A 656-nucleotide genomic window follows, 5' to 3' on the forward strand; every position below is an offset into this window, starting at 1 on the left:
GGATATGGACGTTGCCCATCTCGCCGCGCATCGCTTCGACCGCAGCGGCATCGGCTGCCTTCTCGTCACCCTTGCCGCGCCAGGTGGCGGCGGCGAGCGCCGCCGCTTCGGTGACACGCACCAGTTCGAGGGTGAGCGAACGATCGATCGCCGCCTGTCGGTCGGTATCGGACTTGCTGAGCTTCATGAGCACTCCCTGCCCCGCCGCACGGGGCTTTACGTGGCCTATGCGGTCGCCTGCCCGAACCGCAAAGCCGGGAAGGCTGCTAAAGCTGTTCGATCCGGATCATCTGCGGATCGCCGACGATGAAGCCGTCACCCTTGATCGCCTGGAGGGCGTCGCGGACGGTCTGCTCCATGGTGGAGTGCGTGAGCAGCACCACCGTGCGGGACTCGGTCCCCGTCACGCCCGGCTCGCTAACACGCAAATCCGGACGCTGGATGACGCTTTCAAGCGAAATGCCGGCGGCACCCATGCGGGTAGCAATAGCGGCAAACGCGCCGGGCACATCCCTGACATTTAGTCGGATGTAATAGCCGCCCTCGTGCTCGCGGATCGGCGCACGGCGATAGGGCGTCAGCTCCGCACTCGGCACACCGAGCGGCGGCACGCGCGTGCCGCGGGCGATATCGAGAATATCGGAAAGGACCGAGGA

Annotated in this window: 2 protein-coding genes; both read right to left on the reverse strand. The window is 66.0% G+C overall.

The window, feature by feature from the left end:
- Positions 1-187: fructose-bisphosphatase class II (locus J7643_19960; GenBank protein ID MBO9542869.1), on the reverse strand; the 187-nt coding region annotated here is incomplete at its 3' end.
- Between the two features lie 79 nt (positions 188-266).
- The coding region (locus tag J7643_19965) for an ACT domain-containing protein (protein MBO9542870.1) at positions 267-656 on the reverse strand (390 nt) is incomplete at its 5' end.

The organism is bacterium (genome assembly GCA_017744355.1).
Taxonomy (GTDB): domain Bacteria; phylum Cyanobacteriota; class Sericytochromatia; order S15B-MN24; family UBA4093; genus JAGIBK01.